At 65.2% G+C, this 16496-nt stretch carries 15 protein-coding genes; 7 read left to right on the top strand and 8 right to left on the bottom strand.

From position 1 onward, the window contains the following. Positions 1-1161: a TAXI family TRAP transporter solute-binding subunit gene (locus tag ACXJMY_RS18660; RefSeq protein ID WP_456620801.1), complete on the top strand. Its 1161-nt coding sequence runs from the start codon at positions 1-3 to the stop codon at positions 1159-1161. 182 nt (positions 1162-1343) lie between these two features. Here the strand turns inward: ACXJMY_RS18660 and ACXJMY_RS18655 are convergent, their stop codons facing one another. Both ACXJMY_RS18655 and ACXJMY_RS18650 read right to left on the bottom strand, forming a co-directional pair. Beyond that, positions 1344-1733, bottom strand: coding sequence for a YkvA family protein (locus ACXJMY_RS18655; RefSeq protein WP_456620800.1), 390 nt, complete (start codon positions 1731-1733; stop codon positions 1344-1346). A 90-nt stretch (positions 1734-1823) separates the two neighbouring features. Next, a complete protein-coding gene (locus ACXJMY_RS18650) occupies positions 1824-2126 on the bottom strand; it encodes a 4a-hydroxytetrahydrobiopterin dehydratase (RefSeq protein WP_456620799.1) in 303 nt (100 codons plus the stop codon). Positions 2127-2277: 151 nt separating this feature from the next. Here ACXJMY_RS18650 and ACXJMY_RS18645 point away from each other — a divergent pair, with 151 nt between their 5' ends. Together ACXJMY_RS18645 and ACXJMY_RS18640 are read left to right on the top strand one after the other, a co-directional pair. Further along, positions 2278-3723, top strand: coding sequence for a TAXI family TRAP transporter solute-binding subunit (locus ACXJMY_RS18645; protein WP_456620798.1), 1446 nt, complete (start codon positions 2278-2280; stop codon positions 3721-3723). 173 nt (positions 3724-3896) lie between these two features. Further along, positions 3897-5438, top strand: coding sequence for an alkaline phosphatase D family protein (locus ACXJMY_RS18640; RefSeq protein ID WP_456620797.1), 1542 nt, complete (start codon positions 3897-3899; stop codon positions 5436-5438). A gap of 6 nt (positions 5439-5444) precedes the next feature. On the opposite strand, the gene ACXJMY_RS18635 is transcribed toward ACXJMY_RS18640, so the two are convergent. Continuing rightward, on the bottom strand, positions 5445-5843 hold the full coding sequence (locus ACXJMY_RS18635; RefSeq protein WP_456620796.1) for a response regulator: 399 nt from the start codon (positions 5841-5843) through the stop codon (positions 5445-5447). Between the two features lie 160 nt (positions 5844-6003). Between ACXJMY_RS18635 and ACXJMY_RS18630 the strand changes: the two genes are divergently transcribed. Both ACXJMY_RS18630 and typA read left to right on the top strand, forming a co-directional pair. Continuing rightward, entirely contained in the window at positions 6004-6780 is a 777-nt protein-coding gene (locus ACXJMY_RS18630) for a Crp/Fnr family transcriptional regulator (RefSeq protein WP_456620795.1), read from the top strand. Positions 6781-7083: 303 nt separating this feature from the next. Further along, positions 7084-8910, top strand: coding sequence for a translational GTPase TypA (gene typA / locus ACXJMY_RS18625; RefSeq protein ID WP_135178564.1), 1827 nt, complete (start codon positions 7084-7086; stop codon positions 8908-8910). Positions 8911-9009: 99 nt separating this feature from the next. On the opposite strand, the gene ACXJMY_RS18620 is transcribed toward typA, so the two are convergent. The 5 genes from ACXJMY_RS18620 to ccmA all read right to left on the bottom strand — a co-directional run bounded on the left by ACXJMY_RS18620 (position 9010) and on the right by ccmA (position 12177). Then, complete coding sequence (locus ACXJMY_RS18620; protein WP_456620794.1) at positions 9010-9594, bottom strand: DsbE family thiol:disulfide interchange protein; 585 nt, start codon at positions 9592-9594, stop codon at positions 9010-9012. After that, on the bottom strand, positions 9591-9776 hold the full coding sequence (gene ccmD, locus ACXJMY_RS18615; protein WP_456620793.1) for a heme exporter protein CcmD: 186 nt from the start codon (positions 9774-9776) through the stop codon (positions 9591-9593). Before ccmD ends, ACXJMY_RS18620 begins: the two co-directional genes overlap by 4 nt. Further along, positions 9773-10564, bottom strand: a complete 792-nt coding sequence (locus tag ACXJMY_RS18610; RefSeq protein WP_456620792.1) for a heme ABC transporter permease — start codon at positions 10562-10564, stop codon at positions 9773-9775. Before ACXJMY_RS18610 ends, ccmD begins: the two co-directional genes overlap by 4 nt. Before the next feature lie 76 nt (positions 10565-10640). Further along, on the bottom strand, positions 10641-11309 hold the full coding sequence (gene ccmB, locus ACXJMY_RS18605) for a heme exporter protein CcmB (protein ID WP_456620791.1): 669 nt from the start codon (positions 11307-11309) through the stop codon (positions 10641-10643). 265 nt (positions 11310-11574) lie between these two features. Then, on the bottom strand, positions 11575-12177 hold the full coding sequence (gene ccmA / locus ACXJMY_RS18600; RefSeq protein ID WP_456620879.1) for a heme ABC exporter ATP-binding protein CcmA: 603 nt from the start codon (positions 12175-12177) through the stop codon (positions 11575-11577). Between the two features lie 255 nt (positions 12178-12432). On the opposite strand from ccmA, the gene acnA reads away from it, so the two are divergent. Further along, complete coding sequence (gene acnA / locus ACXJMY_RS18595; protein WP_456620790.1) at positions 12433-15153, top strand: aconitate hydratase AcnA; 2721 nt, start codon at positions 12433-12435, stop codon at positions 15151-15153. Between the two features lie 231 nt (positions 15154-15384). Beyond that, a complete protein-coding gene (locus tag ACXJMY_RS18590) occupies positions 15385-16161 on the top strand; it encodes a DUF1223 domain-containing protein (RefSeq protein WP_456620789.1) in 777 nt (258 codons plus the stop codon). The last annotated feature ends 335 nt before the right edge of the window (positions 16162-16496 follow it).

The raw sequence follows: 16496 nt of genomic DNA, 5'->3' as shown, positions 1-16496 counted from the left end.
ATGCGTAACGCTTTGAAAATGGCGCTTGCCGCCGTCATGACGATCTGTGCCTTCGCGGCCCGCGCCGACCAGACCGAATACGATCCGGCCAAGGTCTCGGACGGCCTGAAGGCCATCTTCCAGTTCGGCTCGACCTCGACCAAGCAGTCGCTGAACGCCAACACCGTCACGCTGATCACCGGCACGATCGGCGGCACCTATGTGCAATTCGGCGCCGACCTCGCCTCCGTGCTCGACGACGGCAACAAGATCCGCGTGCTGCCGATCGTCGGCCGCGGCTCGGTGCAGAGCGTCGCCGACATCCTGTTCCTGCAAGGCGTCGATCTCGGCGTCGTGCGGGCCGATACGCTCGACTATCTTGAACGCAAGGGTTTTGCCAAGGACATCAAGCGGCAGTTCACCTATGTGACCAAGCTCTACAACGAAGAGATGCAGGTGATCGCGCCGAAATCGGTCGCGACATTGAAAGATCTCGAAGGCAAGACGGTGAGCGTGGACCTGCCGAACGGCGGCACCTTCGTCACCGCCCTCACCGTGTTCGAACGGCTCGGGATCAAGGCGAAATTCGTCTATGTCGAGCAGCGTATCGCGATGGAGAAGCTGAAGGCCGGCGAGATCGACGCCGTCATCGTGGTCGGCGGCAAGCCGTACAAGTCGGTCTCGACCTTCGGCAATGACGGCCGCTTCCATCTTGCGAAGGTCGACTATGCCAAGCCGCTCCAGAGCGACTACCTGCCGGCGACGCTGACGCCGAAGGACTATCCGAACCTGATCAAGGACGGCGAGAGCGTGGACACGATCGCGGTGCCCGCGGTGCTTGCGGCCTACAACTGGGCGCCGAACACCGAGCGCTATCGCAAGCTCGCGCTGTTCGTGGACGCGTTCTTCACGAAATTCCCCGCGCTGCAGAACCCGCCCTTCCATCCCAAGTGGAAGGAGGTCTCGCTCGCGGCGCCCCTGTCCGGCTGGAACAGGTTGCCGGTGGCGCAGCAATGGCTCGACAAGCACGGCGTCGAGCCGGTGACGCAGCAGCGCTTCGAGGCGTTCCTGAAGCAGAACGCCGCGGGCGCGAAAGTGTCCGACGCGGACAAGGAAACGCTGTTCAGGCAATTCCAGGCCTGGGACGCGGAGAAGGCGCGGGCGCAGGCGGAGAAGAAGTAGCGAGCAGCCATCCACACGCTCGCTGTCATCGCCCGGTTTGACCGGGCGATCCAGTACTCCATGACGCCAGTGATTGAATCGAGAGGCCGCGGCGTACTGGATTCCCCGCCGGAGCCTGTCATCGGGCTCGCCGAAGGCGAGACCCGGTGGCGGGGAATGACAGCGGAGTGTGTGACGCCACGCTACTGCGCGGCTTCGGCTTCCGCCTCATCCACGCCGCGCTTCAGCGCGGTGCGGGCGGCTTCGCGGTGCTCGGTCGTGATGTGGCTGGCAACCATGCGAATGGCGGTGGCGAGCACGGCGGCGTCGTCGGTGAAGCCGAGGATCGGCATCACGTCGGGAACGAAATCGAACGGCAGGATGAAATAGGCGATGGCACCGAGCAGCGACGCCTGGACGTGGCGCGGCGTCTGCCTGTCGAAGGCGCAGTAATAGGCGGCGAGCAGATCTTCCGCGAACGGCAGTTGCGCGGCGACACGCTTCAGCTTGCGCCAGAAGCGGCGTCGCACGCTCTCGCGATCTTCCGCCAGCCGATCGGCCGGCTCGAAGCCGACACTGTGTTCGGCGGCCATGCTTCCAAACTCCCGGTTCAGCCCGGCGCGGCGGAACGCCGCATCCGGTGCTGATCACAAGATGGGGATGCGGCCCCTGCCTGCAAGATGTCAGCCCGGTGTAAGCTTGGCGATGGCGTTCATCGCCTTGGCGAGCTCGATGTCGAGCGCCGTGACGCCGCCGGCGTCATGGGTCGAAAGCACCACCTCGACGGTCTTGTAGACATTGCGCCATTCGGGGTGGTGATCCATCTTCTCGGCGACCAGCGCGGCGCGGGTCATGAAGCCGAAGGCCTCGTTGAAATCCTTGAAGACAAAGGTCTTCCCGATGGCGTCGCGGCCCGAAACCTCGGTCCAGCCCGGTATTCCGCCCAGCGCCTGCTTGCGCGCCTCCATCGTCAGCCGTTCTGCCATGATCGTCTCCGTGCTTCAGGGGAACTTTACCCTAACACCGTGCTTACGCCCGGGTTCATGCGGGATTTGCCCCATCCGCTAACCATGACGGAGATGTAACCCCGCCGGACAAGAAATTTGCTACAATTGCGGGCGTAAATCGCCGGCCAAGATGAAACTGAGCCTCAAGCGCCTGTTTGGGAGATCGATGACCGGGGGATTGGACCTGGCCGAAGCGCCCACTCCGCCTTCGCCGCGATCCGCGGCGCGGAAGACCGCGCTCGTGACTCTCGCGCTCGTGCTCGCGATCGTCGGCGCGCTTGTCGGCGGCTACTACTTTGCCATGCGGCCGGTGATGCTGAAGATCGCGGTCGGCCCCGCCAACAGCGATGACGTCAAGGTCGTGCAGGCGCTGGCCCAGGCCTTCGCACAGAACAAGAGCTATGTGCGGCTGCGTCCGGTCCAGACCGACGGCGCCACCGCCAGCGCCGAGGCTCTCGCAGAGGGCAAGGCCGATCTCGCCATCGTGCGCGGCGATCTCGACGTGCCGAAGAATGCGCAAGCGGTTGCGACCCTGCGCAAGAACGTCGTGGTGCTGTGGTCCGTCCCCGGCAAGGGTAAGAAGAAGGGCGCGAAGATCACCAAGATCGCGCAGCTCGCCGGCCATCGCGTCGGCGTGGTCGGCCGCACGCAGGCCAACGTCAACCTGCTCAAGGTGATCCTCCAGCAATACGGCGTCGATCCCGCCAAGGTCGAGATCATACAATTCCCGGCCAATGAGGCCGCCGAGGCAATCAAGGCCCAGAAGGTCGATGCCTATCTCGCGGCCGGCCCCGTCAACAGCAAGATCACGTCGGATGCGATCGCCGCTTCCGCCAAGGATTTCGGCACGCCAACGTTCCTCGCCATCGATTCGGCGGATGCGATCGCGCAGAACCATCCCGTCTATGAAGCGTCTGAGATCCCCGCGGGCACGTATGGCGGCTCGCCCGACCGTCCCGACGACGAGGTCAAGACGATCAGCTTCTCCCATCACATCGTGGCACGCAAAGGCCTGTCGGAGACCACCGTCGCGGCGTTCACGCGGCAGCTCTTCGCCGTGCGCCAGCAGCTGGTGACGGAATTCCCGCTCGCCGCCAAGATCGAAACGCCCGATACCGACAAGGATGCCGTGATCCCCGTGCATCCGGGTGCCGCCGCCTTCGTCGACGGCGAGGAAAAGACCTTCCTCGACAAATACAGCGACTACATCTGGTGGAGCCTGATGGGGCTCTCGGCCATGGGCTCGATCGGCGCGTGGTTCGCGGGCTATCTGAAGAAGGACGAGCGCGACAACAACAGCCATCTGCGCGAGCGGCTTTTCGACATGATCGCGGCGGCACGCAAGAGCGAGACGACCGAAGAGCTCGACCAGATGCAGACCGAGGCCGACGAGATCCTGCGCGACACGCTGCGCTGCTACGATCACGGCGCCATCGAGGAAGGTGCACTCACCGCCTTCAACATCGTGCTCGACCAGTTCCACGTCGCGGTCGCCGACCGCAAGGCGGTGCTGTTCAGCATGCCGCAGAACCTGCAGCGCGCCGGTGCGCAATTCAGGGCCGCCGGCAACGCCTGAGCGCTTGCGCGCGTAATCGCTGCGTCACATTGTCACAATATAGCTTCGACCGTCATTCCGGGGCGATGCGTCAGCATCGAACCCGGAATCTCGAAATTTCGGATCTGGTCCCTCAGACCATCCCGGAATGATGGCGCAAGATGCGCGCAAGACAGCCAACTAGCGAACCCGCCATGAAGATCAAAGTCTCCCGCCGCCGCTTCCTCACCACCAGCGCCGGTGCGCTCGGCGCGATCGCGATGCCTCATCTCTCGCGCGCGGCCGACCGGCCGGCCGTCACCCATGGCGTGCAGTCCGGCGACGTCACCGTCGACGGCGGCGTGGTCTGGGCGCGCGCCGACCGGCCCGCGCAGATGCTGGTCGAGGTGGCGACGACGGAATCGTTCAAGGGCGCGCGGGCGCTGCCGCCGATCGCGGCGCTGCCGGAAAGCGACTTCACCGCAAAGATGCTGCTCGAGAATCTTCCCAGTGGCCAGGACATCTTCTACCGCGTCCGCTTCCGCGATCTCTCGCATACCGCGATCGAGGGCGAGCCCGTGACCGGCCGCTTCCGCACCGCGCCGGCCGACCGCGGCGACGTCAGCTTCGTCTGGGGCGGCGATGTCGCGGGACAAGGCTGGGGCATCAATCCCGACGACGGCGGCATGTTCACCTTCTCGGCGATGCGCAAGCACCGTCCGGATTTCTTCCTGCATTCCGGCGACACGATCTATGCCGACGGCCCGATTGCATCCGAGGTGAAACTCCCCGACGGCAAGATCTGGAAGAACGTCACGATCCCGGAGAAGGCCAAGGTCGCCGAGACGCTCGACGAGTACCGCGCCGCGCACAAATACAATCTCACCGACGACAATCTCCGCGCCTTCAATGCCGAGGTGCCGATCTTCGTGCAGTGGGACGATCACGAGGTGACCAACAACTGGTCGCTGTCGAAGGAGCTGCCGGCGTCCTACAAGGTGCGCGACATCACGCTGCTCGCGGCCCGCGCGGGCCGCGCGTTTCACGAGATGTATCCGATGCGCGAAAGCATCGTCGAGTCCGGCCGGGTCTATCGCCAGATCTCCCACGGCCCGCATCTCGACGTGTTCGTGCTCGACGAACGCAGCTATCGCGGCCCGAACGGCGCCAATCTGGAAACCGAATACGGCCCCGGCAGCTACTTCCTCGGTCCGGACCAGATCGCGTGGCTCAAGCGCGGCCTGCTCAATTCGCGCGCGACCTGGAAGGTGATCGCCTCCGACATGCCGCTCAGCTTGATCGTATCAGACACGCCGAAAGGCGGCTCGGAAGCTATTGCGCAAGGCGACGGGCCGGTGCGAGGCCGCGAATTCGAGATCGCCGACATCCTGCGCTTCATCAAGATGGCGCCGATCAGCAACACGGTGTGGCTGACGGCGGACGTGCACTACGCCGCCGCGCATTACTACGACCCGAACAAGGCACAGTTCCAGGACTTCGAGCCGTTCTGGGAATTCGTGTCGGGTCCGCTGCACGCGGGCACTTTCGGTCCGAACGCGCTCGACAACACCTTTGGGCCGGAGGTGCGCTTCGTCAAGGCGCCGGGGAAAGACAACCAGAACCTGCCGCCCTCCGCCGGCATGCAGTTCTTCGGTCACGTCAAGATCGACGGCGCCTCGGGCCAGATGACCGTGACCCTGCGCGACCGCGCCGACGTTGCGCTGTGGTCGACCACGCTCGATCCCAGGCTCGCTTGAGCGGCATCAGCCGCCGCGCGACCGTAGCGCGGCCTCGAGCGCGTCGCTCGAGCATGGCTTTTGCAGACGCGGCCGGTTGACGAATTCGGGCGCGATCCGTGTCTCGGCGCCGTAGCCGGTGACGAAGACGAAGGGAATTTGCAGCGCCGCCAGCCGTTCGGCGACCGCAAAGCTTTTCTCGCGACTGAGCTCGACGTCGAGCAGCGCGAAGTCGGGTGCGCGTGCTGTGATCGCGGCCAGCGCCTGCGCCACCGAGCCCACCGTGCGCACGCTCTTCACACCAAATCCGAGCAGGCGATCCTCGAAGTCGATCGCGATGATCGGATCGTCCTCGACGATCAGGACGTCGGCAGGGCAATCGGAGCCGTCGGGTAAAGCGGGGGCCATGATCTCGTTTTGAAGCATGAGGGTTTTCCGGTCGGGACAGCCGCGCCGCGATGCCYGCGCCCAGCGCGGAGGGTTCCCGGAACGAAACCCACCACATCGCCGTTCTCCAGTCTGTCCACTTGTGCACACAGGGTCTGGACGGAACTCGCTAATGTGGGGGGCGGATGAGGAGTTCACGATGGACGTGCGTACCAGCAAGGCCACCGAGGTCGACAGCCGGCCGGCCAACAATCTGCTGCGGCGCTTGAGCCAGGCGGACTACGCGCTGCTTGCGCCCCACGTCATGGTCGAAAACACCGCGGCGAACGAACTGCTCTACAATCCCGGCGACAACGTCCAGGTGGTCCACTTTCCCTGCGGGCCTGCGCTTGCGACCTTTCTCGTTCCCAACGAGGACGGCCGCGACGTCGAGACCATCCTGGTCGGCCGCGAAGGCGCGGTGGGCGGCATCGTCAGCGAGGGATTCTTGCCGGCCTATACCCGCATCTGCGTGAAGTTCGGCGGGCCGTTCGCGCGCATTCACGTCGGCAAGCTGGAAGCGGCCAAGCAGCGTTCGGTCTCGTTAAGGCACGTTTTCGTGCGTTATGCCGATTGCATGCTGGCGCAGATCTTCCAGTCGACCGCCTGCAACGCCATCCACTCGATCGAGCAGCGCACAGCCAAATGGATTTTGGCGGCGATGGAGCGGACCGGTGACGAGAGCAGCGTGCCGCTGACGCATGAGCAGCTCGCGACATTGCTCGGCGTCGGCCGCAGTTATGCGAGCCGCGTGCTGCAATCGTTCAAGGCGGAGGGCGTCCTCGAAACGCGGCGCGGCTCGATCCTGGTCCGCAACCGCGACGGCCTGCGGCAACGCGCCTGCCTCTGCAATGACGCCGTGAAGATGCACTTCGAGGAGGTATTGCGGGGGGTCTATCCGACCGAGGACGCGGACCTCAGCTCGGCGCAAGGCTGATCTGGCGGTCATTTTGCAGCCCGGCCGGGGGCGGCGCCCCCGATAAGCCCTGGATCGGCCCTAAGCCCCGGGAATTCCCGGACAAAATTCAGTCAACCAACCGCGAAAGAACGCATTGTTTTTTGGCGGTTTTTGCTTATATTGCGCCGCAAACGCGTAGGGTGCCCGGTCGATATGGCCGGGCTTCCTTTTTGGGCGTAGCAGGCCCCGTTTTCCACGTTTCCAGCGTTGTCTGTGAAGAGGTCCCGGCTTGACCGGCGAGATCGCGCTTAACCCATTGTCCGACCGCAAAGAAGCTCACTCATGAATCTCCGCAACGTCGCCATCATCGCCCACGTCGACCACGGCAAGACGACCCTGGTCGACAAACTCCTCCAGCAGTCCGGCACGTTCCGCGAGAACCAGAAGGTGACCGATCGCGCCATGGACTCCAACGACCTGGAGCGTGAGCGCGGCATCACCATTCTGGCCAAGGCGGCCTCGGTGCAGTGGAAGGACACCCGCGTCAACATCGTCGACACCCCCGGCCACGCCGATTTCGGCGGCGAGGTCGAGCGCATCCTCAACATGGTGGACGGCGCGCTGGTGCTGGTCGACGCCGCCGAAGGCCCGCTGCCGCAGACCAAGTTCGTGGTCTCGAAGGCGCTCAAGGTCGGCCTCAAGCCGATCGTCGTCATCAACAAGGTCGACCGCCCCGACGCGCGCCCGACCGAAGTCATCAACGAGGTGTTCGACCTGTTCGCGGCGCTCGATGCCAGCGAGGAGCAGCTCGACTTCCCGATCCTCTACGGGTCGGCCAAGCAGGGCTGGATGGCCGAGAGCCCCGAGGGTCCGCAGGACAAGGGCATGGAGCCGCTGTTCGACCTGATCCTGCGCCACGTCGCGCCGCCCACGGTCGAGGAGGGCCCGTTCCGGATGATCGGCACCATCCTGGAGGCCAACCCCTATCTCGGCCGCATCATCACCGGCCGCATCTCCTCCGGCGTGCTCAAGCCGAACCAGCAGGTCAAGGTGCTGCATGCCGACGGCAAGCTGGTCGAGACCGGGCGTATCACCAAGATTCTCGCGTTCCGCGGTCTCGAGCGCACGCCGCTCGAGGAAGCCGAAGCCGGTGACATCGTCGCCATCGCGGGCCTGACCAAGGGTACGGTCGCCGACACCTTCTGCGATCCGAGCGTCGAGGTGCCGCTGCCGGCACAGCCGATCGACCCGCCGACCGTGTCGATGTCGTTCATCGTCAACAACTCCCCGCTCGCCGGCACTGAAGGCGACAAGGTGACGAGCCGCATGATCCGCGACCGTCTGCTGCGCGAAGCCGAAGGCAACGTCGCGCTGCGCGTCGTCGAAGCCGCCGACAAGGACGCGATGGAAGTCTCGGGCCGCGGCGAATTGCAGCTCGCGATCCTGATCGAGACCATGCGCCGCGAGGGCTTCGAGCTCTCGGTGTCGCGCCCGCGCGTCGTGTACCAGAAGGACGAAGCCACCGGCGCCGCCATGGAGCCGATCGAGGAAGTCGTGATCGACGTCGACGAGGAGCATTCCGGCGTCGTCGTGCAGAAGATGAGCGAGCGCAAGTCCGAGCTGGTCGAGATGAAGCCGTCCGGCGGCAACCGCCTGCGCCTGGTGTTCTACGCGCCGACCCGCGGCCTGATCGGCTATCAGGGCGAACTGCTCACCGACACCCGCGGCACCGCGATCATGAACCGCCTGTTCCACGGCTACGCGCCGTACAAGGGCGAGATCCAGGGCCGCCGCAACGGCGTGCTGATCTCCAACGACCAGGGCGAGGCCGTGGCCTACGCCATGTTCAAGCTGGAGGATCGCGGCCCGATGATGATCGAGCCGGGCTGGAAGGTCTACAAGGGCATGATCGTCGGCGAGCACACCCGCGACAACGATCTCGAGATCAACGTGCTCAAGGGCAAGCAGCTCACCAACATCCGCACCACCTCGAAGGACGAAGCGGTGCGCCTGACCCCGCCGATCCGCATGACCCTGGAAAAGGCGCTGGCCTATATCGAGGACGACGAGCTCGTCGAGGTCACGCCGAAGTCGATCCGCCTGCGCAAGAAGCACCTCGACCCGAACGAGCGCAAGCGCGCGGAGAAGTCCAAGGAAGCCGTGGCGTAAGCCGCGCCGTCAACATGGTCATGCCCCTGGCTTTGCGGGGCATGACCGAAACAGGCGGGTGCACGATTGGCCTCGCCATGACGAGGCTGACGAGCTTTTCTACTTCAAGGCCTTGTCCAGCTGCGGCAGCAGCACCGTTCGCAAATTATCCGGCGTGATCGGCCCCACCAGCTTGTAGACGATGGTGCCGTCGCGTCCGACCACGAACGTCTCGGGCACGCCGTACACTCCCCACTCGATCGAGGCGCGGCCATTGGCGTCGGTGCCGACGCGGCCGAACGGATTGCCGTAGCGGCCGAGGAAGCGCCGCGCGTTGTCCGCTGCATCCTTGTAGTTGATGCCGATGATCTGGAAGCGCTTGTCTTTGGCCAGTTCGGTCAGGAGCGGCGCCTCGTCGTGACAGGGCACGCACCAGGACGCCCAGACATTGACCAGGCTGACCTTGCCCATGAACGCCGCCGGATCGAGGCCCGGCACCTGCGCGCCGTTGTCCTGCAATCCATCGAGCGGCGGCAGCATGGTCTGCGGCGCCGGCCGGCCGATCAGCGCGGAGGGGATGCGCGAGGGATCGCCGCTGCCGAGCCGGAACCAGAACAGCAGCGCAAGGACGATGAAGGCGATCAGCGGCAGCACCATCAGGAAGGTGCGTCGCTGCGGCGTCGCGGGGGTCGATTGATCGCTCATGACATATCCGTCGCGCTGCGGCCCGAGCGGCGGGTGATGCCGCTGCGATCGAGCTCGCGCAGGCGCCGGGTCTGGCTGCGGTGGTCGAGCACGATCCAGCCGATCAGGATCGCCACCACGATGGCCACGGCGGCATAGGACGACACGATGAAGGACGCGTAGGGGCCGAGTGACATCATCATGCGGCCCCAGCTTCCTTCGACGCGCCGTCGTCACGCGAGCCGGCGCCCATTTCGCTCGAAAACGCGATGCGGCTCGCCTGCATCATCTGAAGCGAGCGGACACGGCGGCGCAGGATCTCGTTGCGCATCGCCGCCAGATGCAGCGTGACGAACAGCAGCGTGAACGCGATCGCCATCACGAGAAGTGGGATAAGAAAAGAACGGTCGAGCGAGGAGCCGCCCATGCGCATCACCGAGGCCGGCTGGTGCAGCGTGTTCCACCAGTCGACCGAGAACTTGATGATGGGCAGGTTGATCGCGCCGACCAGGGTCAGCACCGCCGCGGCGCGCGCCGCGCGCGAGGGATCGTCGACCGCGCGCCACAGCGCCATCAGGCCGAGATACATCAGGAACAGGATCAGCACCGAGGTCAGCCGCGCATCCCATTCCCAATAGGTGCCCCACATCGGCCGGCCCCACAGCGATCCCGTGAGCAGCGCGAGGAAGGTGAAGGCGGCGCCGATCGGTGCGGCCGCTTTCGCGGCGACGTCGGCGAGCGGATGCCGCCACACCAGCGTGCCGAGCGAGGCGATGCTCATCACGCCCCACACGAACATCGACAGCCAGGCATTGGGCACGTGGATGAACATGATCTTCACGGTCGCGCCCTGCTGATAGTCGTCGGGCGCGGTGGCGGACTGATAGAGGCCAATGGCGAGCAGGACGATTGTCGCGGCCGCAAGCCACGGCAACAGCCGCGCTGTCAGCGCAAGGAACCGCGTCGGATTGGCGAGATCGGTCAGCGTCATGGTATCCTGATAATCACCGGTGACTGCTCACGCAATCAGCACGAAAGGGCGCAGCGAAAATTGATCGGGGTCAAGCTCAATCAAGGCCGTGCCTCAGGCTTGCCGCCGCCGCGAAGGGACCGACCACGAGGCTGACCAGCGACAGCGCGCAGAGGATCGAGAACGGCGCGCCAAATGACAACGGTCCTGTGATTGCGGCTTGCGAAGCTGCAACGCCGAAGATCAGCACGGGAATTGACAGCGGCAGCACCAGAACCGCCATCAACAGCCCGCCGCGATGCAGCGTCACCGCCAGCGCGGCGCCGATCATGCCGGTGAAGGTCAGGGCCGGGGTGCCCGCGAGCAGCGTCAGCGCCACCGCGCCGGTTGCGACCATGTCCAGGTTGAGCAGCAGGCCCAGCACCGGTGTTGCGACGATCAGCGGCAGGCCCGCAGCCAGCCAATGCGCCAGCGCCTTGGCGGCACAGGCCAGTTCCAACGGCGTCCGGCTCATCGTGATCAGGTCGAGCGAGCCGTCCTCATGGTCGGCCATGAACAGCCGGTCCAGCGTGAGCAGGCTCGCCAGCAGCGCGCCCAGCCACAGGATCGCCGGCCCCAGCCGCGCCAGCAGCGCCAGGTCCGGGCCGACCGCGAACGGCATCAGCACCACGACGGTCAGGAAGAACAGCACGCCAATGAGCGCCCCGCCGCCGACGCGGACCGCGATCCGGATGTCCCGGCGAATGAGGGCGGCGAGGGCGGTCATGGGGGGCTCCCATCAAGCCCCAAGGGCGGTGCGCTCCCTCCCCCGCTTGCGGGGGAGGGTTGGGGAGAGGGTGTCTCGACAAAGAAGACTCCCCCAGAGGAAAGAACCCTCACCCGGCGCTGCGCGCCGACCTCTCCCGCAAGCGGGAGAGGCGAGGGAGCCCGGAGCGCCCCCTCCCCTGCGTCCGCCTTCGCCCAGGCTTCAGCGGGGGAGGGAACGGATGGTGCGGGGCCCGGCCGCTTGGAAAGCTGAGGGTCGTGCCGTCTCATGCCGCACCCCCGATCCGCAGCTCGCGCGCCTCGATCCCCAGCGGCGCGTGGGTGGCGGCGATGATCAGGCCACCGCTGGCGAGGTGGTCGCGCATCAGGCCGCCGAACATGTCCTGGCCGGCGACGTCCAGCGCCGTGGTCGGCTCGTCCAGCAGCCAGACCGGGCGGCGGACCGTGAGCAGGCGGGCCAGCGACAGCCGGCGGCGCTGGCCGGCCGACAGGAAGGCGGCGGGCAGATGGGCGGCGTGGTCGAGGCCAACGGCGGCGAGGCTGTCGGCCGCGTCAAACCGCTCTCCGCCCAGGAAATCAGCCCAGAATGACACATTTTCCGCCACGCTCAGCGCCGGCTTCAGGGCGTCGCGATGGCCGAGATAGTGGCACTGCTCGGCAAGCGTCAGCTCGCCGTCGCCCCCCGCCAGCGCAATCGTTCCGCCGGCCGGAATGAGCAGCCCCGCGATCAGCCGCAGCAGCGACGTCTTGCCCGATCCGTTGCGGCCCACGACCGCCACCGCTTCGCCGGACGTTGCCTCGAAATCGAGCCCGGCAAAGACCTTGCGGCCGCCGCGTACGCAGATGACGCCGCTGCCGGAGAGCCGCATCTCGCCGCGCGTCGAAGCCCTCAACGGAGCCACCAGGAGAACCCTAAGTAAATCTTGGGGTAGCGCATCAGAATTTTTGGCTCGCGAATTGCTGCGGTACGATTGTGGCTGTGGCGGCGCGGTTAGAAAGCTTCTATAAGCCCGGAACTACTTGATGCAGCAACTCAACCTGCCCCTGCAAGCGACCCAGCCGGACTCGCTGACGGTGTTAAAATACCCCTTGCCGGGTATAACTAACAATTGGGATTTCCTTTCATGACCTCGCTCGACAGCTTCAAATGCAAAAAGACCCTCAAGGTCGGCGCCAAGACCTATGTGTATTACAGCCTGCCCACGGCGGAAAAGAACGGTCTGAAGGGAATTTCCAAGCTTCCCTATTCGATGAAGGTCCTGCTCGAGAACCTGCTGCGCAACGAGGACGGCCGCTCGGTCAAGAAGGCGGACATCGTCGCGGTGTCCAAATGGCTGCGCAAGAAGTCGCTCGAGCATGAGATCGCGTTCCGTCCCGCCCGCGTCCTGATGCAGGACTTCACCGGCGTGCCCGCGGTGGTCGATCTCGCCGCGATGCGCAACGCCATGCAGAAGCTCGGCGGCGATGCCGAGAAGATCAATCCGCTGGTGCCGGTCGATCTCGTCATCGACCACTCCGTGATCGTGAACTTCTTCGGCGACAACAAGGCCTTCGCCAAGAACGTCACCGAGGAATACAAGCAGAACCAGGAGCGCTACGAGTTCCTGAAGTGGGGTCAGGCGGCGTTCTCGAACTTCTCCGTCGTGCCGCCCGGCACCGGCATCTGCCACCAGGTCAATCTCGAATATCTCTCCCAGACGGTCTGGACCAAAAAGGAGAAGATGACGGTCGGCAAGAAGACCGGCACCTTCGAGGTCGCCTATCCCGACTCGCTGGTCGGCACCGACTCCCACACCACCATGGTCAACGGTCTCGCCGTGCTCGGCTGGGGCGTCGGCGGCATCGAGGCGGAAGCCTGCATGCTCGGTCAGCCGCTGTCGATGCTGCTGCCCAACGTCGTCGGCTTCAAGCTGAAGGGCGCCATGAAGGAAGGCGTTACCGCGACCGACCTCGTGCTGACCGTGACGCAGATGCTGCGCAAGCTCGGCGTGGTCGGCAAGTTCGTCGAGTTCTTCGGCCCCGGCCTCGACAATCTCTCGGTCGCCGACAAGGCGACGATCGCCAACATGGCGCCTGAATATGGCGCGACCTGCGGCTTCTTCCCGGTCGACGCGGCCGCGATCGACTATCTGAAGACGTCGGGGCGCGCCGCGCCGCGCGTCGCGCTGGTGCAGGCTTATGCGAAGGCGCAGGGCCTGTTCCGCACCGCCAAGTCGGCGGATCCGGTGTTTACCGAGACGCTGACGCTCGACCTCGGCGACGTCGTGCCCTCGATGGCCGGCCCGAAGCGTCCCGAAGGCCGCGTCGCGCTGCCCGCGGTCGCGGAAGGCTTTTCGCTCGCGCTCAGCACCGAGTACAAGAAGGCCGGCGAGCCGACCAAGCGCTTTGCCGTCGATGGCAAGAACTTCGACATCGGCCATGGCGACGTCGTGATCGCCGCCATCACCTCCTGCACCAACACCTCGAATCCGAGCGTGCTGATCGGCGCCGGTCTGCTGGCCCGCAACGCGGCCGCCAAGGGCCTCAAGGCCAAACCGTGGGTGAAGACCTCGCTCGCCCCGGGCAGCCAGGTGGTCGCGGCCTATCTCGCCGATTCCGGTCTCCAGGCCGATCTCGACAAGGTCGGCTTCAACCTGGTCGGCTTCGGCTGCACCACCTGCATCGGCAATTCCGGCCCGCTGCCCGAAGAGATCTCGAAGTCGATCAACGACAACGGCGTCGTCGCCGCGGCCGTGCTCTCCGGTAACCGCAACTTCGAAGGCCGTGTCTCGCCGGACGTGCAGGCGAACTATCTGGCCTCGCCGCCGCTGGTCGTGGCCCACGCGCTCGCGGGATCCGTCACCAAGAACCTCGCGGTCGAGCCGCTCGGCGAAGGCAAGGACGGCAAGCCGGTCTACCTGAAGGACATCTGGCCGACGACCAAGGAGATCAACGCCTTCATGAAGAAGTTCGTGACCGCGTCGATCTTCAAGAAGAAGTATGCCGACGTGTTCAAGGGCGACACCAACTGGCGCAAGATCAAGACCGTCGAGAGCGAGACCTATCGCTGGAACATGAGCTCGACCTACGTGCAGAACCCGCCCTATTTCGACGGCATGAAGAAGGAGCCGGAGCCGGTCACCGACATCGTCGAGGCGCGCATCCTCGCCATGTTCGGCGACAAGATCACCACCGACCACATCTCGCCGGCCGGCTCGATCAAGCTCACCTCGCCCGCGGGCAAATATCTCAGCGAGCACCAGGTGCGTCCCGCCGACTTCAACCAGTACGGCACGCGGCGCGGCAACCATGAAGTGATGATGCGCGGCACCTTCGCCAACATCCGCATCAAGAACTTCATGCTCAAGGGCGCCGACGGCAACATTCCCGAAGGCGGTCTCACCAAGCACTGGCCCGACGGCGAGCAGATGTCGATCTACGACGCCGCGATGAAGTACCAGCAGGAGAGCGTGCCGCTGGTGGTGTTCGCCGGCGCCGAATACGGCAACGGCTCGTCGCGCGACTGGGCCGCCAAGGGCACGCGCCTGCTCGGCGTGCGCGCCGTGATCTGCCAGAGCTTCGAGCGCATCCATCGCTCCAACCTGGTCGGCATGGGCGTGCTGCCGCTGACTTTCGAGGAAGGCACCTCCTGGTCGTCGCTTGGTCTCAAGGGCGACGAGAAGGTCACGCTGCGCGGTCTGGTCGGCGATCTGAAGCCGCGTCAGAAGCTGACCGCGGAGATCGTCTCCGGCGACGGTTCGCTGCAGCGCGTCTCGCTGCTCTGCCGCATCGATACGCTGGACGAGCTCGATTACTACCGCAACGGCGGCATCCTGCACTATGTGCTGCGCAAACTCGCGGCGTAAGCGCGGATTTGTGAACGGTGGCTCACCGCGAAGTGAGTAGAAGGTTAAACGAAGGCGGCCTATCACAAGGCCGCCTTCGCGCGTTTGCGGCAGGCTTCAGACGGCCCGCCCGGCGGAAAACTTCGCCTTGACGGTTGCTTGGACGGCTGAATGTGCGGCGCCCGTAAGACTACGGTGACCATCCGGCGGTAAGATTTCCCCTTTCACGAGCAATGGTGTGTGGCGTTCGACATGACAGCAATGACGGCTTCTCATCTGGTTTCGCGCTGGTCCGGTGCACTGTGGTCGGGAGCACTTGGCATCTGTGCGATCGTCGCCGTCATCCGTCCCGCCGAGGCTGACCCTCGCGCCGTGGTCGAGCTCTTCACCTCGCAGGGCTGCTCGTCCTGTCCGCCCGCCGACAAGATCATCGGCGACCTCTCCAGCGATCCCTCGATCATCGCGCTGAGCATGCCGATCGATTATTGGGACTATCTCGGCTGGAAGGACACGCTGGCGGATTCGCGCTTCTCTGCACGGCAGCGGGCCTATTCGCGCATGCGCGGCGACCGTGAGGTCTATACGCCGCAGGTCGTGGTCAACGGCTCCACGCATGTCATCGGCAGCGACCGCGCCGGCATCGAGAGCGCGATCGGCAAGACCGACAAGGGCGCCGGCGTGATGAGCGTGCCTGTGACGATGTCGCTTGCGGGCAAGCAGATCAACGTCTCGGTGGCCGCGAGCAAGGAGCCAACGGTCGCGCACGGCGAGGTCTGGATCTGCTCGGTCGCCAAGTCGGTGCCGATCTCGATCGCCAAGGGCGAGAATCGCGGCCAGCAGATCACCTATCACAACGTCGTGCGCAACCTGCTCAAGGTCGGCGACTGGAACGGACGTGCCGAAAGCTGGACGGTGCCGATCGAGAACCTGACGCGTGACGGCGTCGACGGTGCGGTGGTCTATGTCCAGGACGGCAGCCGCGAGAAGCCGGGCCCGATGCTCGGCGCGGCGTATACGTCGCTGCACTGATTCGATTCTCTCGCTCCAAGCGTCGCACTCGCTCTCACGCCTCATGGTGAGGAGCGCGCCCTTGCGCGCGTCTAGCGGACGATGCTTCGCATCGCCGCGAGAACCATGCAGGCCCTGCCGATGCATCTCGGCCTCGATCCTTCGAGACGCCGCGAACAGCGCGGCTCCTCAGGATGAGGGGAGAGAGTTTGCGGAGGGATGGAGAGAGGCTCGTCGAGCCAGAAACAGACCCAAACAAAAAAGGACCAACTTGCGTTGGTCCTCCTTGCCGTGCGTACAGACCCGATCCTAACGACCCCGGGGGGCTGGGGGCTGAGGAATCCGGAACCGACAGG

Source organism: Bradyrhizobium sp. P5_C12, from assembly GCF_054049735.1.
This window is presented reverse-complemented; position numbering and strand designations above follow the sequence as displayed.